The sequence below is a fragment of the Bradyrhizobium sp. genome (assembly GCF_004799445.1).
Lineage (GTDB): Bacteria > Pseudomonadota > Alphaproteobacteria > Rhizobiales > Xanthobacteraceae > Bradyrhizobium.
Genome location: NZ_SSNA01000169.1, coordinates 1 through 15,836, shown reverse-complemented (window position 1 = coordinate 15,836; position 15,836 = coordinate 1). Strand labels below are relative to the sequence as shown.

Sequence of the window (15,836 nt, the reverse complement as noted above, 5' to 3'; positions counted from 1 at the left end):
CAATCGAGCACTGTCCAAACGGATCGAGACTGCCCGTCTCCGGAATTTCATAAAATATGCGGTCTCAGATCAATCGGCCCAATATAAGATGCCGATCGAGTTTCGTCACCTCGGCAAGCCCGACGTCCCCATCAGGAACTGGTCGATCGCCCGGGCGCAGAGCCGGCCCTCGCGGATCGCCCATACCACCAGCGATTGCCCGCGGCGCATGTCGCCGGCGGAGAACACGTTGGGGCGCGACGTCAGATACTCGACGGTGTCGGCGCGCACATTGCCGCGCGGATCGAGCTCGACGCCGAGCGTCTTCAACAGGCCGTCATGCACCGGGTGCACGAAACCCATCGCCAGCAGCACCAGTTGCGCATCGAGTTCGAATTCGCTGCCGGGGATCGGCTTGAACTTGTCGTCGACCTGCACGCAATGCAGTTTTTCCACCTTGCCGTCGCTGCCCGAGAAATGCTGCGTCAGCACCGCGTATTCGCGCCGCGCGCCTTCCGCCTGGCTCGAGGAGGTCCGCATCTTCAGCGGCCAGTTCGGCCAGGTCAGGCCCTTGTTCTCGTGCTCGGGCGGCGCCGCCATGATCTCGAGCTGGGTCACCGACAGCGCGCCCTGCCGGAACGAGGTGCCGATGCAGTCCGATCCGGTGTCGCCGCCGCCGATCACCACCACATGCTTGCCGCCGGCGAGAATGTCGGGCACGCCGCCCAGCGGTTCGTTGCCGACGCGGCGATTTTGCTGCGGCAGGAAATCCATCGCGAAGTGAATGCCGTTAAGATCGCGGCCGGGGATCGGCAGGTCGCGCGCGGCTTCGGCGCCGCCGGTCAGCGCCAGCGCGTCATACTCGTTCAGCATGCCTTGCGGATCGATTGCGCCGGGCGCCGTGCCGCCGACCGGGGAGCCGTAGTGAAAGGTGACGCCCTCGGCCTCCATCTGCGCGACGCGGCGGTCGATGACGTGCTTCTCCATCTTGAAATCCGGAATGCCGTAGCGCAGCAGGCCGCCGGCCTTGGCGTATTTCTCGAACAGATGCACGTCGTGACCGGCGCGCGCGAGCTGCTGCGCGCAGGCCATGCCGGCGGGGCCCGAACCGACGATCGCGACCTTCTTGCCGGTCTTGGTCGCCGCGATCTCCGGCTTGATCCAGCCGTTCTCCCAGGCGCGGTCGACGATTGCGCATTCGATGGTCTTGATGGTGACCGGATTGTCGTCGATGTTGAGCGTGCAGGAGGCCTCGCAAGGCGCGGGACAGATGCGGCCGGTGAATTCGGGAAAATTGTTGGTCGAGTGCAGGTTGCGCGAGGCCTCTTCCCAATTGCCCTGGTAGACCAGATCGTTGAAATCCGGAATCTGGTTGTTGACCGGGCAGCCCGGGGTGCCCGGCTGCACCGAGCCGGTGCCGTGGCAATAGGGAATGCCGCAATTCATGCAACGCGCCGCCTGGTCGCGGGTGTCCTTCTCGCTCAAGGGAATGACGAATTCGCGATAGCCCTTGATGCGTTCGGTGACCGGCGCGTATTTGCGGTCGTGCCGGTCGATTTCGAGAAAGCCTGTTATCTTGCCCATTAAACCCCGACGCCCCTGCGTTCTACTTGGTCTTCACCCGTTGAAGGATGGTTCGTTAGTGCTGACGGCCCTTCCGCGTCATTGGGAGGAGCGCTTGCGACGAAGCAATCCATTGGCATCCGCGTAAAAGTCCATGGATTGCTTCGCTGCGCTCGCAATGACGTTTGAGAAATTCCCGCTGCTTGCTCACGCCCCGATCGCGATCTTCGGCTCGGCGTCGGCGTTCGCCTTCAGTTCCTTCAGCGCGCGGCGGTACTCCACCGGCATCACCTTGCGGAATTTGGGCAGCCAAGCCGTCCAGTTCGCGAGAATCTCGGCGGCGCGTCGCGAGCCCGTCAGTTTGGCGTGGCGCGTGATCAGGATGTGCAGCCGTTCGACATCGGAATCGAGCAGGTTCTGGAACACGTCGACCCGGCCATGGGCTTCGAGATCGCCCGACTGATGGTAGGCATTCTCGTTGATCATCTCTTCCGACAGCACCGGCTCGAGTTCGACCATCGCCATGTTGCAAAGCTTCTGGAAGTCACCCGCCTCGTCCAGCACATAGGCGATGCCGCCGGACATGCCGGCCGCGAAGTTGCGCCCGGTCTTGCCGAGCACTACGACGATTCCGCCGGTCATGTATTCGCAGCAGTGATCGCCGGCGCCCTCGACCACGGCGACCGCGCCGGAGTTGCGCACCGCGAAGCGTTCGCCGGCAATGCCGCGGAAGTAGCATTCGCCCGCGATCGCGCCATACATGACGGTGTTGCCGACGATGATGGATTCCTCCGGCACGATGCCGGAATTGCGCGGCGGCTTGACGATGATGCGTCCGCCGGACAGGCCCTTGCCGACATAGTCGTTGCCTTCGCCTTCGAGGTCGAAGGTGATGCCGTTGGCCAGCCACGCGCCGAACGCCTGGCCCGCGGTGCCCTTGAAGCTGACCTGGATGGTGTCGTGCGGCAGGCCGGCATGGCCGTAGATTTTCGCCAGCGTGCCCGACAGCATCGCGCCGGCGCTGCGGTTGGTGTTGTTGATTTCCATCTCGATTCTAACCGGCGCGCCGCGGTCGAGCGCGGCCTGCGCCTTTTCGATCAGCGTGCGGTCGAGCACGGCCTCCAGGTGATGGTTCTGGTTTTCCGCATGATAGATCTTCTGGCCCTTCTCTTCCTTCTGCCGCACGAACAGCTTGGAGAAATCCAGCCCCTTGGCCTTCCAGTGCGCCACCAGGGTGGACTGGTCGAGCATCTGGGTCTGGCCCACCATCTCGTTGAAGCTGCGATAGCCGAGTGCGGCCATGATCTCGCGGACTTCCTCGGCGACGAAGAAGAAGTAATTGATGACGTGCTCGGGCTGGCCGGTGAAGCGCTTGCGCAGCACCGGGTCCTGCGTGGCGACGCCGACCGGGCAGGTGTTGAGATGGCACTTGCGCATCATGATGCAGCCGGCCGCGATCAGCGGCGCTGTGGCGAAGCCGAATTCGTCGGCACCCAATAGCGCGCCGATCACGACGTCGCGTCCGGTGCGGAAGCCGCCATCGACCTGCACGATGATGCGGCTGCGCAGCCGCTCGCGCACCAGCGTCTGGTGGGTTTCGGCAAGGCCGATTTCCCACGGGCTGCCGGCGTGCTTGATCGAGGTCAGCGGCGAGGCGCCGGTGCCGCCTTCGAAGCCGGCAATGGTGACATGGTCGGCGCGCGCCTTGGCGACGCCGGCGGCCACGGTGCCGACGCCGATTTCGGAGACCAGCTTGACCGACACCTGTCCGTCGGGGTTGACGTTCTTCAGGTCGTAGATCAGCTGCGCCAGATCCTCGATCGAATAGATGTCGTGGTGCGGCGGCGGCGAGATCAGGCCGACGCCGGGGGTCGAATGCCGCACCTTGGCGATGGTCGCATCGACCTTGTGGCCGGGCAATTGTCCGCCTTCGCCGGGTTTTGCCCCCTGCGCCATCTTGATCTGCATCATGTCGGCGTTGACGAGATATTCGGTGGTGACCCCGAAGCGGCCCGAGGCGACCTGCTTAATCGCCGAGCGCATGGAATCGCCGTTCGGCATCGGCTTGAAACGATCGCTCTCCTCGCCGCCCTCGCCGGTGTTGGACTTGCCGCCGATCCGGTTCATCGCGATCGCCAACGTGGTGTGCGCCTCGCGCGAGATCGAGCCGAACGACATCGCGCCGGTGGCGAAGCGCTTGACGATCTCCTTGGCCGGCTCGACCTGGTCGAGCGGCACCGGCTTGCGCTTCTCGTCCTCGGCGGTCTTGAGCTTGAACAGGCCGCGCAGCGTCAACAGCCGCTCGGACTGCTCGTTGAGGATCTTGGCGAACGCGCGGTAGCGCTCCAGCGAATTGCCGCGCACGGCGTGCTGCAGCGTCGAGACCGACTCGGCGGTCCAGGCGTGATCCTCGCCGCGGGTGCGGTAGGCATATTCGCCGCCGACGTCGAGCGCGTTCTTGTAGACCATTGAATCGCCGAACGCGTCGGCATGGCGGCGCGCGGTTTCCTCGGCGATTTCGGCGAGACCGACGCCTTCGATGCGGGTGTGGGTGCCGACAAAATATTTCGAGACGAAATCGACCTTCAGCCCGACGGCGTCGAAAATCTGCGCGCCGCAATAGGACTGATAGGTCGAGATGCCCATCTTCGACATCACCTTCAGCAGGCCCTTGCCGATCGACTTGATGTAGCGCTTGACGATTTCATAGTCTTCCAGCGCCGCCGGCAGCCGGTCCTTCATCGCGATGATGGTCTCGAATGCCAGATAGGGATTGATCGCCTCGGCGCCGTAGCCGGCGAGACAGGCGAAATGATGCACCTCGCGCGGCTCGCCGGATTCGACGACAAGCCCGACCGAGGTGCGCAACCCGGTGCGGATCAGATGATGATGCACCGCCGCGCAGGCCAGCAGCGAGGGGATCGGAATCCGGTCGGTGCCCGCCATGCGGTCAGACAGGATGACGATATTGATGCCTTCGCGAACGGCGGCTTCGGCGCGCGCGCACAATTCGTCGAGCACCTGTTCAAGTCCCGCCGCCCCCAGCCCGGCATGAAACGTGGTGTCGAGCGTGCGCGACTTGAAATGGGTGTCCGCGATATCCGAAATCGACCGGATCTTTTCCAGGTCGGCGTCGGTCAGGATCGGCTGGCGCACTTCGAGACGCTTGGTGCCGGCGACGCCTTCCAGATCGAACAGGTTCGGCCGCGGGCCGATGATGGAGACGAGGCTCATCACCAGTTCCTCGCGGATCGGATCGATCGGCGGATTGGTGACCTGCGCGAAATTCTGCTTGAAGTAAGTGAACAGCGGCTTCGGCTTGTCCGACAGCGCCGAGATCGGCGTGTCGTTGCCCATCGAGCCGTTGGCTTCCTCGCCGGTGGACGCCATCGGCGTCATCAGGATGTTGATGTCTTCCTGGCTGTAACCGAACGCCTGCTGCCGGTCCAAGAGCGGCAGGTTCGAGCGCATGCCCTTGGTCGGCGCGTCCGGCAGTTCCTCCAGCACGATCTGGGTGCGGTCGAGCCATTCGCGATAGGGATGGTTGTTGGCCAATTGCGCCTTGATCTCGTCGTCCGGAATGAGCCGGCCCTGTTCGAGGTCGACCAGCAGCATCTTGCCCGGCTGCAGCCGCCACTTGGTGACGATCTGGTCCTCGGGGATTTTCAGCACGCCCATTTCCGAGGCCATGACGATGCGGTCGTCAGAGGTCACGAGATAGCGCGCCGGGCGCAAGCCGTTGCGGTCGAGCGTGGCGCCGATCTGGCGGCCGTCGGTGAAGGCGATCGCGGCGGGGCCGTCCCACGGCTCCATGATCGCGGCGTGATATTCGTAGAAGGCGCGGCGCTCTTCATCCATCAGCGGATTGCCGGCCCAGGCTTCCGGAATCATCATCATGACGGCGTGCGGCAGCGAGTAGCCGCCCTGCACCAGGAATTCGAGGCCGTTGTCGAAACAGGCGGTGTCGCTTTGTCCTTCATAGGAGATCGGCCACAGCCGGCTGATGTCCTTGCCGTAGAGTTCGGAATGCACCGAGGCCTGCCGCGCCGCCATCCAGTTGGTGTTGCCGCGCAGCGTGTTGATCTCGCCGTTATGCGCCACCATCCGGTAGGGGTGCGCCAGCGACCAGGCCGGGAAGGTGTTGGTCGAGAAGCGCTGGTGCACCAGCGCCAGCGCGCTCTCGAAATCGGGCTCATGCAGGTCGGGATAGTAGGTGCCGAGCTGGTCGGCGAGGAACATGCCCTTGTAGACGATGGTGCGGCATGACATCGACGCCGGGTAATAGCCGGCGAGGCCGCGGTCGCGGCGCAGGTAGATCGCCTGCGAGATCGACTTGCGCAGGATGTAGAGCCGGCGCTCGAAATCCTCATCGCTCTTGATGTGCGCGCCACGGCCGATGAACACCTGCATGTTGGCAGGCTCGGTCGGCTTGACGGTTTCGCCGAGCGTGGAATTGTCGGTCGGCACGTCGCGCCAGCCCAGCAGCGTCAGCGCCTCGGCCTTGATCTGGTCGGCGATGATGCTCTGGATGACTTTGCGCCAGGCCTTTTCCTTCGGCATGAACAGCGCGCCGACCGCGTAGTTGCCGGGCTGCGGCAACGCGAAGCCGAGATCCTTGGCCTTGCGCGCGAAGAAAGCGTGCGGAATCTGCACCAGGATGCCGGCGCCGTCGCCGGCGCGCGGATCGGCGCCGACCGCGCCGCGATGCTCGAGATTGCAGAGAATGCTGATCGCGTCGGACACGATCTGATGCGACTTCTTGCCCTTGATATTGGCGATGAAGCCGACGCCGCAGGAATCCTTCTCCAGGCTGGGATCGTACATGCCTTCGGCCGGCGGCCGCCAGCTGTGTTCGCGCGCGGGCTCGGCCGGTTTCGAATCCGGAGCCGCCGACAGCGCATCCGCCACGATGTTTTCGCGCTCGAACTCCGACCCGCTCATCTCAAGTCCTCTCAATAAGGCTAAGGGCCTCACCGTCGTCGGCGCACCTTGGGCGTTTGCGGCACCCACCGGGCCACCGCTCGTCCTCCGCGAGCCTCGATTTCCTAAATTCAGGCCCGGGCGTTCAGCGTCCCCGACGAACGGCCTTGCCTTCAACCCAAGGGCGTCTCGACGCCCAACTTTGCGCTGCAATCCCCGTGCCGGGTTTGCAGCCGAAATTAAGACAGCCTTGCTGTCCTAACATCGACCATGCCAAATTTTTTTCTATCACACAAGCGCGTGAAAGTCGCTCGCCGACTGTTCCCAAGGGCCCGATGATCACAATGGTGGCCTCGCCCCTGATTTGAGGCAAGCGCGCCGTGATCCGGCCCAAGGTCCGCCGGATTCAGCCATGAAATTCGCCCCCGGGAAAGAGAGCGGAAACGCTCTGGGCATGGGGGCGTTTCAGGAGCGTCGGACAATGAAATTGCTCACAGGGTGGGTCATGTCGGCCGGGTTGGTTCTCACGGCTGTGGCCGCGAATGCGCAAGGGGTTGCGCCGGGTGAAATCGGCCGCTCGCCGTATACAGTCGTCTCCGACTTCGGCGGGCCCTATGCGGCGATGCCGCCGGAGGTCCCGGTGCCGGGTTACGGCCCGACTTTGCTGCCGCCGCAGGAAGTCTACACCGTCGTTCGCGAGAGCGGGTTTTCGCCGCTTGGAATTCCGCGGCAGCGTGGTCTGTTCTACGTCATTTCGGTGATCGACCGCCGTGGCGACGACGGCCGGCTGGTGATCGACGCCCGCAATGGGCAGATCGTCCGCTTCGTGCCGGCGGCGTACCGGATGGGTGTGAATTTCAATGAGGATATGCCGACAACCCGCGGGCCGGCGGGGCCGCCGCCCCCGGTCGGCAATCTGAGCGGAGTGCCGCGGCCGCCGGCTTCCGTGCCCAAGGTGGCGAGCCGCATGCCGGCAACGGTGCCGATGCCGAAGGCGTCGCCGCGGCACATCGACGAGGTAAAGCCGCTGGCCCAGAAACCCGCGCCCGAACCGGCGCAGCAGTCGGCCGCGGTGCAGACAAAACCGGCCGATACACCGGCTACGCCGCAGGTTGCACCTGCCGTGATCGAGGCAAAGCCTGTCGTGCCGCCGGTGCAGCCGAAACAGCAATCGGCCGCCGTGCAGACAAAACCGGCTGATGCGCCGGCAACGCCGCAGGCCGCGCCCCCGGTCGTCGAGGCCAAGCCGGCTGCGCAGATTCAGCCGACCCAGCCAATGCCCAACGTGCAGGGGCTGGAGTGAAATCGAGTATCGTCATTCCGGGGCGATGCGCAGCATCGAACCCGGAATCTCGAGATTCCGGGTCTGGTCCTTCGGACCATCCCGGAATGACGATGGAGAAGCGATCGCAAAAAACGCCCCGGTTTCCCGGGGCGTTTTCATATTCGTAAATCTGGCGCGAAGGCGGCGCGTTACGCGGCGGCCTTCTCGGCCGAGCCTTCGATCGCCGGCGCCGACTGGACGTTGGTGGCGATCGGAATGCTGCGGGGCTTCTTGGCCTCGGGAATCTCGCGCACGAGATCGACGTGGAGCAGACCGTTCTCCAGCGAGGCGTTTTTCACCACCACGAAATCGGCAAGCTGGAAGGCGCGTTCGAAGGCGCGCGCCGCGATGCCGCGATAGAGCAGCTCGGACTTGTCCTTGCCGTTCTCATTGGCGGATTTCTCGCCCTTGATCGTCAGTGTGTTTTCCTTGGCGACGATCGAAAGCTCGCCCTGCGAAAAGCCGGAGACCGCGACGCTGATGCGGTAGGTGTTCTCACCGGTGCGCTCGATATTGTAGGGCGGATAGCCGGGGCTGCCGTCGGCGGTCGCCTGATTGAGCAGGGAAAAGAACCGGTCAAAGCCGACGGTGGAACGATAAAACGGGGCGAGATCGTAGGTACGCATGGGTAGTCCTCCATTGAGCGACTGTTAAAGTGAACCCGCCCGCCATCGGGCCGGGCCTTCGTCTATCGTGCAGCCTTACGCTTCGGGGTTCCCGAAACACTGGTAGCGGCCTGCACGAAGGTGATATGGGAGGGGCCCAAACGCGTTCAAGAGTAGGCGACGTCGCCCTTTTTGATACGCCCGCCCCTTGATTTTCAGGCCTTTTCACCTAGCCGGTCCGCCGCCCATGTCGCTCGTCTCGATCCCCGCCAATCCCGTGCCGGAGAACGTCGTCTCCGGCACCATCAAGACACCGGATGGCGCGGAATTGCGGTTTGCGCGCTGGGCGCCGCCCGCCGGCCGCAAGGGTACGGTCTGCGTCTTCACCGGCCGCAGCGAGCCGATCGAAAAGTATTTTGAGACGGTGCGCGATTTGCGCGATCGCGGCTTCGCGGTGGCAATGATCGACTGGCGCGGGCAGGGCCATTCGTCGCGGCGGCTGCGCGATCCACGCAAAGGCTATGTCCGCAATTTCTCCGACTTCGAAGTGGATGTCGAAACCTTCGTGCAGCAGGTGGTGCTGCCGGATTGCCCGCCGCCGTATTTTGCGCTGGCGCACTCGATGGGGGGCGCGGTGATGCTGCGGGTCGCCCATGCCGGCAAGCGCTGGTTCGACCGCATGGTGCTGTCGGCGCCGATGATCGATCTTCCCGGATACCAAACCTCGCTGCCGGCGCGCGCGCTGTTGCGCGTCCTGCGGCTCGCGGGATTGGGCGGCCGCTACATTCCCGGCGGCGGTGACGCGCTGTCCGGCACTGAGTCGTTCGTCAACAATCCCCTGACCAGCGACCCCGTGCGCTACGCCCGCAACGCCGCCATTCTCGAGGAGGATCCGACGCTGGGCCTCGCGTCGCCGACGGTGGCCTGGGCCGATGCCGCGCTCACGGCGATGCACAGCTTTCGTGCCGCGAACTATCCGCTCGAGATTCGTCAACCGATCCTGATGCTGGCGGCCTCCAACGACACCGTGGTCTCGACGCCGGCGATCGAGGAGTTCGCCTATCATTTGCGTGCCGGCTCGCATCTGGTGATCGCCGGGGCCAAACACGAAATCCTGCAGGAGCAGGACCGCTATCGCGCCCAGTTCTGGGCGGCGTTCGACGCCTTCGTGCCGGGCACGCCGCTGTTCGGGTGAAGGCCGATCAGGGCCGCGCGAGATTGTAGATCGCGCTGCCTGACAGATAGATCCCGAGAAGGATCATCGCGATCAGGAACCAGTGGCGGAAGACATCGGGCTGCATCCGCGAGCGCACCGCTTGCCCGACCGCCATGCCGGTGAACGAGCACGCCAGTGCGATGACGCCGGGCCACGTGGTCGATTCGTCGAGCAGTCCGGCGCTCGAGAGGTTGAACGCCAGCGCCACGGTCGCGACGGTGAAGAACACCCCGAGCGCCTGCACCAGCTCGTCCCGCTCCATGCCGATCGCCTGAAAGTACGGCATCGACGGAATGACCTGCACGCCGGTTGCCGCGGAGATGACGCCGGTGATCAGGCCGATGATGGCGCCGATCCATTTTTCATCGCGTCGCGCGACGCTGAAGACGAATTTGCGCAGGCCGATGACCGCATAGATCATCAGCAGGACGCCAAGAACGATCGTGCTGTAGCGCGCATAGGGACCGGTCATCGATCCCGCGTTCAACCGGATGCCGACAGCCAAACCCAGCAGCAGCGGCCACAGCCGCCGCATGATGTCGCGCAGATAGGGGCCGACGAAGGTCTGCCAGATGTTGGTCAGAATCGCGGGCACGATGACGAGGGCGAGCGCGTGCGCCGGCGGCATCGTGACCGCGAGCAGGCCCACCGACACCGTCGGCAGGCCAAGCCCGAGCGCACCCTTGACGAAACCCGCCAGCAGGAATGCCGCGGTAATGAAAAGCAGGAGAGATTCGGACATGCCGCCAGATTGACCGATCGGGCGGATCGGCACAATCTGGAGCTTATTGAATAAGCCTTCGGCCACGACGAAGGCAGATGGCTAAAGAGATCCGCCATGCGTTTCGATCTGGTTGACCTGCAGCTCTTTATCGCGGTGGCGGATTCGGGCAGCATTACCCATGGCGCGCTGCGCGCCCATCTGGCGCTGGCCTCCGCAAGCGCCCGGATCAAGGGCCTGGAAGCCGCGCTCGGCGTCGCGCTCGTGAAGCGCCGCCGCCGCGGCATCGAGCTGACCGCGGCCGGCGAAAGCCTGCGCGATCACGCCCGGCTGATCATGCACAATGTCGACATGATGCGTGGCGATCTCGCCGCTTACGCCAGTGGTGTCAGGGCCAGCGTGCATCTGCTCGCCAACACCTCCGGGCTATCGGAGCACCTGCCGAAGGCGCTCGCGGGATTCCTGCGCGAACATCCCGACATCAGCCTCGACGTCGAGGAACGCGAAAGCACCGATATCGTCGCGGCGATCGCCAGCGGTGCGGCCGATCTCGGCTTTGCCGCCGAGCACGCCGTGCCCGAGAATTTCGAGCGATTCCTGTTCAGCGAGGACCGCTTGATGCTGGTAGCACCGCGGCGCGGCGATTTTGCCAATCGGCGCGGCATCGATTTTACGGAGGTGACGGATCGCGATTTCGTCGGACTGACCAATTCGACCGCGCTCCAGGTCCATATCGCCAAGCATGCGGCGCGGCTGGGGGTGCGGTTGCGGGTCCGGGCGCGCTTGAGGGATTTCGACGCGATCTGCCAGATGGTGGGCGCAGGTGTCGGCATTGCCGTGGTGCCGGAGGCCGCCGCCAGACGTTGCGCGCGATCGATGCCGATCACGCACCTCACGATCCACGACGCCTGGGCCAACCGCAAGCTCGTGATCTGCGCCCGCAGTTTTGCGACCCTGCCAAGGCCGGCCAAACTTCTCGTCGATCATTTGCGGAAAGCGGCGCGGTAAGAGAGTTCGTATGAAGCTTCAGATCAGTTGGCGGACCCTTACGGTTGAAGAACCAGAGTAAAAACATAAATTCCTACCCAGTCAGCAGCGACACATGCCAAGACCACCGTGCTCCATAAACCTACGCGGGTTACCTGTTTGATGCGTGTTTGTATTGCGATCAATACAATGACGAGAGGCGAAAAAACGAGAACAGGAAAGAGCGCTGCAAATCGAGAATACTGGGCTGGGGCCGGATGAAAGAATGTCGTCGTGATCGCGACCGCTAACGTCGCGAGGCCGCAGAGGATACCCAAGGACAAAATCCGTCTATAGGTCGGAGGGCGAAGATAAAGAAAATATGTTGGAAACACGCATCCAATAGCGGTGATTGTAGAGATGTTGTTGATCGCAGGAAGCGCGTTAGCGAATTGGTGAAGGTCCACGAAGGGTCTCCGAAAAATCGTGCTTCGATAGATCACTTCTCGGTGGCGACGCCGGCGTCCTTGATCACTTTCGCCCATTTCTCGATCTCGGTTGCAATGAAGGCGTGAAACTGCTCCGGGCTGTCGCCGATCAGCGTGGCGCCCTGAATGGCGAGCTTTTCCTTGACGACGGGATCGCGCATCGCCTCGGTCGCGATCCGGTTCAGGGCGGCGACGATCGCCGCCGGCGTGCCGGCGGGAGCCACCATGCCGTACCAGTTTTCCGCCTGCAGATCCGGCATTCCGACTTCGGCCGTGGTCGGCACGTCCATCGCCGTGGGCGCGCGCTCCGGCGCGCCGATCGCAATCGCCCGCAACCCGCCGGCTTTGATCTGCGGCAGGATGATCGGGAGATCGAGAAACACCATCTGGACCTGCTGTCCGAGCATATCGTTGACGGCCGGAGCCGCACCCCGATAGGGCACGTGCACGATGTCGATTTTCGCCGTCAGCTTGAGCAGCTCGCCCGCCAGATGCGGCAGGCTGCCGGGTCCGGACGATGCGAAATTGAGTTTTCCGGGCTGCGCCTTGGCCAGCGCGACCAGTTCGCTCATGTTCTTGGCGGGAACATTGGTCGCGACCACCAGCATTTCCGGCACCTTCGCGACCAGGGTGATGGCCTGCAGGTCCTTCAGCGGCTCGTAGGCGACCTTCTCCATGGTGGGGCTGATGGCGAGCGCACCGGCGCTCGAAATCGCGATGGTGTAGCCGTCCGGTTTCGCCTTCGCCACCGCGTCGGTTCCAAGCACGCCGCCCTGTCCGCCGCGGTTGTCGATCAACACCGGCTGCCCGGTCAGTTCCGACATGCGCTGGCCGATCACCCGCGCGATGATGTCGTTGGGGCCTCCGGCCGGAAACGGCACGATCAGCCGGATCGCTCGGTCGGGAAACTCCGCAGCTGCAACCGATGCCGACAGCCACAGCAGGGACAATCCGGTAGCAAGCGCGCCTGGAACTCTCATGCAAACTCCGACCTAACCATTGAGCAGCTTGATCGCGGCTTCATGCACGCGCGGGTCGCCCGCCGCGATGATGCGTCCGCCGCTTTGGGCCGGCTTGCCGTCCCAGGTGCTGACGACGCCGCCGGCGCCGGTGATGATCGGAATCAATGCCGCGATGTCATAGGGCTTCAGTTCGGTCTCGATCACGAGATCGAGATGTCCGGCGGCGAGCATGCAATAGGAGTAACAGTCGCCGCCGTAGCGCGTCAGCCGCACCGCTTGTTCGACGCGGCCGAAGGCGGCGCGGTCGGCGGCGTTCATCAATAGCGGGCTGGTCGTGAACATCGTCGCATCCTGCAGCGACACGCAGCGCCGCACCGCCAGTTTCCGCATCCCGGCCGACCCGGAATAATGCGCCGAGCCGCTGTCGCCGGAAAAGCGCTCGCCGATAAAGGGCTGGTGCATCATGCCGAACACCGGCGTGCCCTTGTGCAACAGCGCGATCAGCGTGCCCCAGATCGGAAAGCCGGAAATGAAGGATTTGGTACCGTCGATCGGGTCCAGCACCCAGACATATTCGGCATCTTCGCGCTCACTGCCGAATTCCTCGCCGACGATGCCGTGCTGGGGAAAGTTGGCCTTGATCAGCCGGCGCATCACCGCTTCCGCCGCGCGGTCGGCCTCCGTCACCGGATCGAAATCATGGGCCGCGCCCTTGTTGTCGATGCTGAGCGACGTCCTGAAGAACGGCAGAATGGTCTCACCGGAGGCGGTCGCAAGGCGGCCGATGAAGGCGGTAAAATCGATGACCGTCACGGCGGTTCCTTGGGGTATGGCGCGGGAGCGAAACATCTCGCGGCTCCTGCCTAGCGCAATCCTGCAAATTGCGCACGGTTAACGCACCGCGCGCCGGGCCCTGGCCGTGATTATTTCGTTTTCGAATCAGCCGGCGCGAAGGTGTATTTTATGATGACACACCCGATCACGAATTCGAGAGCGCCGGGATAACCTTCGATCCAGGCGGGGTACGGTTCGCCGTTTTGGCGCCCAATTAATTGAAATAATGATGGAAAATGGCTTGACCGGGCTTCTTTGGGCCTGCGTGTAAAGCTTACCCATTATGCACTGGAAATGAGTGAAAAGCCCTTGCACTTTGTGCAGCGCGGTCGCATATTGGTGCGGTGCGGTAGCGCTTTGGCGTTATCGCTGCCCTCCTTGGGCGTTTCCTCCCTAGACTTGGGCCGCTTGTTTACTCAAGCGGCCCTTTTTTCTTGAAGCCGTCATTTATCTCTTGGGTGAAGCGAGATCTACTCCGCCGCCGCCTGGAACGGCCCGAGATCGTCGAGCGGAACGGCGGCCAGGACTTCGGCGAGGATCACGAAATCGCTCGCCACCTGCGCGAACCGCGCGCTGCGTTCGCGCCGCCGCTCGTCCATGTAGATCGCACGGTTGAGTTCGAGCTGGACGGTATGCAGCCCCGAGGCCGGATTGCCGTAATGCTCGGTGATGAAACCGCCGGCATAGGGCTTGTTGCGTCCGACCGAATAGCCGAGCCGGCTCATGGTCTCCTCGACCACGTCGGCGAGCAGCGGTGCGCAGCTGGTGCCGTAGCGGTCGCCAATGACCACGTCCGGCCGCCGCGGCTCATCCCGCGACACGCCGATCGAGGGCATCGAGTGGCAATCCACCACGACCGCTGTCCCGAACGCCTGATGCGCCTTGTTGATCAGCCGCCGCAGCGCGCGGTGATAGGGCTTGTAGAGCGCCTCGATCCTCGCCAGGGCGTCGTCGACCGAGAGGCGCTCGCGGTAGATTTCCTGGCCGTCGCCGACCACCCGCGGGATGGTGCCGAGTCCCCCGGCGACCCGCATCGACCGCGTATTGGCGAAGCTCGGCAAGCGCCCCAGGAACATCCGCGGATCGAGTTCATAGGGCTCGCGGTTAACGTCGACATAGGAGCGGGGAAAGTTGACGCTGACGGTCGGAAAGCCGCGCCCGCTCAAGCCGGCGATCAGCTCGTCCATGAACGAATCTTCGGAGCGGCGCAGCGCCGCAAGGTCGATCCGCGACGCGCTCAGGAATTCGTCCGGATAGACCGATCCGGAATGCGGAGAGTTGAAAATGATCGGGGCCCGCCAGGCGGCCGGCTCCACGATCTCGAACGGCGGCGACAGTTCTCCGTCAAACAGGGTCATTGTCGGGCGCCGTCCCTCGAAACCGCCGTTCTGGAAACGTCATTCCTGCCAGAAAACCGGAGTTTTTATGAGGACTCATTGTCGGTAATCGCGGTCGATCTGCCAAGTGAAAAAAACAGCGATCCGGCTGGAACGTCTCTTGCCAGCGGAAAATGCCCGGCTTCATTGATTCGAGGCGCGTTCCGGTCCAGAAAGAACACCGTCAACCGCCGGCCGCACGCCGTTCCCTTTCACCCGAAATTTACCCTCTATCGGGCTTAGTGAGCGGATTGATCCTCCAAACGGGATTACGACCAACCGCCATGCATAAAATCCTCCTCGCCGAAGACGACAACGACATGCGCCGCTTCCTGGTCAAGGCACTGGAAAACGCCGGTTTTCAGGTTTCCCCGCATGATAACGGCATGTCGGCCTATCAAAGGCTGCGCGAGGAGCCGTTTGAGATGCTGCTGACCGATATCGTGATGCCCGAGATGGATGGCATCGAGCTGGCGCGCCGCGCCTCGGAACTCGATCCCGACATCAAGATCATGTTCATCACCGGCTTTGCCGCGGTGGCGCTGAACTCCGATTCCGATGCGCCCAAAAATGCAAAAGTGCTGTCGAAGCCGGTCCATCTTCGCGAATTGGTCAGCGAAGTGAATAAGATGCTGGCGGCCTGAATAGGGCCAAAGCCTGTTGGGCCAGGATCTGGCCTAGCTTTTTGTTTTGACGCGTTTTCTTGACGCGAACCGGCACCCACTTCGCTTGAAAACGCTATGGGTTGCCTGCCCGCTTTGGAGCCGATATACGGACCCCACCCGTCACGTCAGGTTAAGGGCGCGTAGCTCAGCGGGAGAGCACCTCGTTGACATCGAGGGGGTCACAGGTTCGATCCCTGTCGCGCCCACCATCCAGTCC

The 15,836-nt window shown here is 63.5% G+C and carries 11 protein-coding genes and 1 tRNA gene; 5 read left to right on the top strand and 7 right to left on the bottom strand.

From position 1 onward, the window contains the following. Positions 1–105 precede the first annotated feature (105 nt). Both E8A46_RS21735 and gltB read right to left on the bottom strand, forming a co-directional pair. Entirely contained in the window at positions 106–1,563 is a 1,458-nt protein-coding gene (locus E8A46_RS21735; protein ID WP_291565699.1) for a glutamate synthase subunit beta, read from the bottom strand. Between the two features lie 186 nt (positions 1,564–1,749). After that, positions 1,750–6,483 carry a glutamate synthase large subunit gene (gene gltB, locus E8A46_RS21730; protein ID WP_291565697.1) on the bottom strand — a complete coding sequence of 1,578 codons (4,734 nt, stop codon included), beginning with the start codon at positions 6,481–6,483 and terminating at the stop codon, positions 1,750–1,752. A 460-nt stretch (positions 6,484–6,943) separates the two neighbouring features. Here gltB and E8A46_RS21725 point away from each other — a divergent pair, with 460 nt between their 5' ends. Next, positions 6,944–7,765 carry a hypothetical protein gene (locus E8A46_RS21725; protein WP_291565695.1) on the top strand — a complete coding sequence of 274 codons (822 nt, stop codon included), beginning with the start codon at positions 6,944–6,946 and terminating at the stop codon, positions 7,763–7,765. Positions 7,766–7,935: 170 nt separating this feature from the next. Here the strand turns inward: E8A46_RS21725 and E8A46_RS21720 are convergent, their stop codons facing one another. Further along, positions 7,936–8,412 (bottom strand): Hsp20 family protein, encoded by a 477-nt coding sequence (locus E8A46_RS21720; protein ID WP_291565693.1) that lies wholly within the window; start codon positions 8,410–8,412, stop codon positions 7,936–7,938. A 226-nt stretch (positions 8,413–8,638) separates the two neighbouring features. Between E8A46_RS21720 and E8A46_RS21715 the strand changes: the two genes are divergently transcribed. Continuing rightward, entirely contained in the window at positions 8,639–9,586 is a 948-nt protein-coding gene (locus E8A46_RS21715) for an alpha/beta hydrolase (RefSeq protein WP_291565690.1), read from the top strand. A 7-nt stretch (positions 9,587–9,593) separates the two neighbouring features. Here the strand turns inward: E8A46_RS21715 and E8A46_RS21710 are convergent, their stop codons facing one another. Beyond that, entirely contained in the window at positions 9,594–10,349 is a 756-nt protein-coding gene (locus E8A46_RS21710; RefSeq protein ID WP_291565688.1) for a sulfite exporter TauE/SafE family protein, read from the bottom strand. Positions 10,350–10,445: 96 nt separating this feature from the next. Here E8A46_RS21710 and E8A46_RS21705 point away from each other — a divergent pair, with 96 nt between their 5' ends. Beyond that, positions 10,446–11,336 carry a LysR substrate-binding domain-containing protein gene (locus tag E8A46_RS21705; RefSeq protein ID WP_291565686.1) on the top strand — a complete coding sequence of 297 codons (891 nt, stop codon included), beginning with the start codon at positions 10,446–10,448 and terminating at the stop codon, positions 11,334–11,336. A gap of 457 nt (positions 11,337–11,793) precedes the next feature. Here E8A46_RS21705 and E8A46_RS21700 read toward each other — a convergent pair whose 3' ends face one another. From E8A46_RS21700 to E8A46_RS21690, 3 genes are all read right to left on the bottom strand, one after another. Further along, positions 11,794–12,762 carry a tripartite tricarboxylate transporter substrate binding protein gene (locus E8A46_RS21700; protein WP_291565684.1) on the bottom strand — a complete coding sequence of 323 codons (969 nt, stop codon included), beginning with the start codon at positions 12,760–12,762 and terminating at the stop codon, positions 11,794–11,796. Between the two features lie 12 nt (positions 12,763–12,774). Next, positions 12,775–13,557, bottom strand: coding sequence for a histidinol-phosphatase (gene hisN, locus E8A46_RS21695; protein WP_291565847.1), 783 nt, complete (start codon positions 13,555–13,557; stop codon positions 12,775–12,777). A gap of 491 nt (positions 13,558–14,048) precedes the next feature. After that, the gene (locus E8A46_RS21690; RefSeq protein WP_291565682.1) at positions 14,049–14,936 is read right to left on the bottom strand and encodes an N-formylglutamate amidohydrolase; all 888 of its coding nucleotides are present in this window, start codon (positions 14,934–14,936) and stop codon (positions 14,049–14,051) included. A gap of 302 nt (positions 14,937–15,238) precedes the next feature. Here E8A46_RS21690 and cpdR point away from each other — a divergent pair, with 302 nt between their 5' ends. Beyond that, a complete protein-coding gene (gene cpdR / locus E8A46_RS21685; protein WP_291565845.1) occupies positions 15,239–15,598 on the top strand; it encodes a cell cycle two-component system response regulator CpdR in 360 nt (119 codons plus the stop codon). Between the two features lie 155 nt (positions 15,599–15,753). Next, positions 15,754–15,828, top strand: a tRNA-Val gene (locus tag E8A46_RS21680). Positions 15,829–15,836 lie beyond the last annotated feature (8 nt).

Bases quoted from the DNA above. Each gene is read 5' to 3' on its own strand.
- E8A46_RS21735 (WP_291565699.1), bottom strand. From the start codon at position 1,563: ATGGGCAAGATAACAGGCTTTCTCGAAATCGACCGGCACGACCGCAAA.
- gltB (WP_291565697.1), bottom strand. From the start codon at position 6,483: ATGAGCGGGTCGGAGTTCGAGCGCGAAAACATCGTGGCGGATGCGCTG.
- E8A46_RS21725 (WP_291565695.1), top strand. From the start codon at position 6,944: ATGAAATTGCTCACAGGGTGGGTCATGTCGGCCGGGTTGGTTCTCACG.
- E8A46_RS21720 (WP_291565693.1), bottom strand. From the start codon at position 8,412: ATGCGTACCTACGATCTCGCCCCGTTTTATCGTTCCACCGTCGGCTTT.
- E8A46_RS21715 (WP_291565690.1), top strand. From the start codon at position 8,639: ATGTCGCTCGTCTCGATCCCCGCCAATCCCGTGCCGGAGAACGTCGTC.
- E8A46_RS21710 (WP_291565688.1), bottom strand. From the start codon at position 10,349: ATGTCCGAATCTCTCCTGCTTTTCATTACCGCGGCATTCCTGCTGGCG.
- E8A46_RS21705 (WP_291565686.1), top strand. From the start codon at position 10,446: ATGCGTTTCGATCTGGTTGACCTGCAGCTCTTTATCGCGGTGGCGGAT.
- E8A46_RS21700 (WP_291565684.1), bottom strand. From the start codon at position 12,762: ATGAGAGTTCCAGGCGCGCTTGCTACCGGATTGTCCCTGCTGTGGCTG.
- E8A46_RS21690 (WP_291565682.1), bottom strand. From the start codon at position 14,936: ATGACCCTGTTTGACGGAGAACTGTCGCCGCCGTTCGAGATCGTGGAG.
- cpdR (WP_291565845.1), top strand. From the start codon at position 15,239: ATGCATAAAATCCTCCTCGCCGAAGACGACAACGACATGCGCCGCTTC.